General features: G+C 68.6%; 3 protein-coding genes. All 3 read left to right on the top strand.

Features of this window, described 5'->3' with window-relative positions; all coding sequences use genetic code 11:
- Positions 1-497 (top strand): GNAT family N-acetyltransferase (locus AC08OQ_RS19060; RefSeq protein WP_476612291.1); only part of this gene is annotated, 497 nt, incomplete at its 5' end.
- A 118-nt stretch (positions 498-615) separates the two neighbouring features.
- A complete protein-coding gene (locus AC08OQ_RS19055) occupies positions 616-933 on the top strand; it encodes a hypothetical protein (protein ID WP_462188392.1) in 318 nt (105 codons plus the stop codon).
- Between the two features lie 618 nt (positions 934-1,551).
- On the top strand, positions 1,552-2,679 hold the full coding sequence (locus AC08OQ_RS19050) for a CHASE3 domain-containing protein (protein WP_476601680.1): 1,128 nt from the start codon (positions 1,552-1,554) through the stop codon (positions 2,677-2,679).
- Positions 2,680-2,785 lie beyond the last annotated feature (106 nt).

The following is a 2,785-nucleotide window of genomic DNA, read 5'->3' as shown; positions in this document are numbered from 1 at the left end:
CTTCCCAAACAGACCTAGCCGACGTCGAGCCCTACCTGTCCATGGCGCGACACCCGGACATGTCCGTCTACACCAGCTCGCCGTCGAAGGAGGGCTCCGTCTGGGGCATGACGGCGTTCCAGATCGGCCACTGGGCGCTCAACGGCTTCGGAATGTGGATCATCGAGGATCGGGAGACGGGTGAGTTCCTCGGCCGCGCCGGGCTGTACGAGGAGTACGGCTGGCCGGATATCGAGGTCGCCTGGACCGTCCGCCGGGACCGGTGGGGACAGGGCATCGCGACCGAAGGCGGCGCGGCAGCCCTGGAGTTCGCGTTCACCGAAACGAACCGGAACCGGGTGATCAACATCATCCACCCTGAGAACACGAGCTCGATCCGTGTCGCCGAGAAGCTCGGCCTCACCCTGGCCGAGGGTCCGGTCGACCGGGACGGCGAGCCGCGAAACATCTACGCGATCAGCCGCGCCGAATGGGAGAACCGCAAGACCAGCAGGTAGGCGCTCGGCAGCAGCGAGGCCAATCGGCGTGACGGAACCGCACTCCTTGGTTCCGGAGTAGGTGTTCCGCCGCTACCGTTGATGCAGATAGGGGCCGCCTGTATACGGAGAGCAACCCATGGCGTGGAACAAGCGAGAGTCGACCAGTGGTGGAGCCTCCACCGGCCGCGATGGCATCAAGCGCGGCGGCAGAGGTGGATCACCCAGGGGCAAGAATAACCCCGACACCGAGAAGGACTACGACAAGCGGGGCGCGAAGGCCGGGCATGCCGACCTCGAACCGGTGGAGACCGCGGACTGCCCCACCTGCAACGGAACCGGCAAGGTCACCGCGGACAGGTCCGAGGCTGACGAGGACGGCGGTTTCGCGGGCACGCAAGAGGTGGACTGCACAGCATGCGACGGCACCGGTCTGATTACAAGGCGGCGGCGATGACCGACGACTTCCCAGCCCGGGAGCCGATCGCGGACGGCGACCCGACCGGTGAGCGGCCGATCATACGAATGCTGTCGCTGGTGGCCTGCAACAAATGCCGCCGTCGCCGTGGCGCCCAGTTTCACGCGACGGGCAGAGTCGAGCCCGTGCCAAGAGCGGGTACCTGTCCGCACGGCAAGCCGCTGCGAACCGTCTGGGCACCCGGCTACGGTCCGGACGCCCAGCCGCCGGAGGATCCGACCACGCCAGAAGAACGACGGCAAGGCCCGGTCTGACCCCGGGCATGCCGAAGCGGCCCGCCCCACTCGGAGCGGCCGTCATTCGAGGACCAAAACCATGATCAGGTGCCATCCTGGCACCGCAAGATCGAATAATTCAGGAAATTAGCAGGTCGCAACGATCTTCCCGTTTCCACGCCGCGAACGTGCGCTCCCGTCCGGGGCCGGGTGGGTCTGTCGCGTCGGGCGGGTCCGCAGACCCCGTCAAAGCGGCCAACTGGCGTTGGTCCGGAGGCGGGCATCGCCCCCGGCCTTACAATGAGTAATCGATCCAGCATGGACAGTCGCACCTGTACGCCTGGAACCGCCCGTCGGGTCTGTCAACATCCTGGAGGCGCCTATGGCGGAGACACCGGACCTCACGGACACAATCGACCCGGCGCGACGCGCCAACACGGCCGTGTTGCAGGGGATGACCAACGCCGAGACGGGCGTCCGCGGCTATCTGATCAGCCATGACCCGTCGTTTCTGCAGCCGTACCGGGCCGGCACGGCCGCGGTGGCCGGGGCGTTCGCGAAGATCGCAAGAGATTTCGGTGGGGACGCGACGGTACGCGGCCAGCTGGCAGCCGAGCGGGCCGCCGCCTCGTCGTGGCTGGACGACTACGCCAACCCCGCGATCACCGGTGTCGCCCCTCCCCCGGAGGCAGGTAAGCATCTGTTCGACGCGTTCCGGGCGACGAACGCCTCGCTCGGCACCACCCTTGGCCAGCTGCGTCACGACAAGACCGACGCGCTCAACCGGACCCTGGCCGTGACGATCGGGATGATCGGCGGCCTGCTGGCGATCGGTCTGGCGGTGGGTACCCGGACCGCGGTGGTCACAACCCGATGTCTGGTCCGCCCGCTGCAGAACGTCACCGCCGCGGTGCGGTCGTTGGCCCTGGGACGGCTGAATACCCGCGTCACTCCCGCGGGGCCGCAGGAGACGCAGGAGGTGGGGAGGTCGGTCAACACCATCGCGGACCAGCTGGACCGGGTAGCGGTCGAACGCGCCCGCTCAGCCGCCGAGTTGCAGACGGCCAACGACGAGCTACGGGCGGCGAACAACGAGCTGGAGGCCTTCTCCTACAGCGTGTCTCATGACCTTCGGACACCGCTGCGGGCTGTCAGTCGCCGACAATGGCGCCGGCTTCGATCCCCGCCACGCCGGCAAGCTGTTCGGTGTGTTCCAGCGTCTGCATCGGGCGGACCAGTTCGAAGGGACCGGTGTCGGGCTTGCCCTGGTCGCGCGGATCATCCATCGCCACGGTGGGCGGATCTGGGCGGACGGGACACCTGGCCAGGGGGCGACGTTCTCCTTCACCCTCACGGAAGCGGAACAGCGATGACGCATCCCAGCCCGGACGTCCTCCCACTGGCTCGGCGAACTCCTCGAACCGGGGCGTACCGTACTGCTCGCCGGTGGCGTCGAGGGCGCCCATGGCTGCCGGAGCGGCAACAGCGGCAGTGCTGGCGGCGGCGGTGACGCGGCTGAGGCGGCTGAGGCGGGCCGCGGCGTCGGGACCGGCCAACAGCCGCCGGGGTGACCAGGACGAGGGCGGCCTGCGCGGCGGCGGCGCGCAGGCCGGCGG

This window comes from Frankia sp. CcCS3 (assembly GCF_977927575.1).
This window is presented reverse-complemented; position numbering and strand designations above follow the sequence as displayed.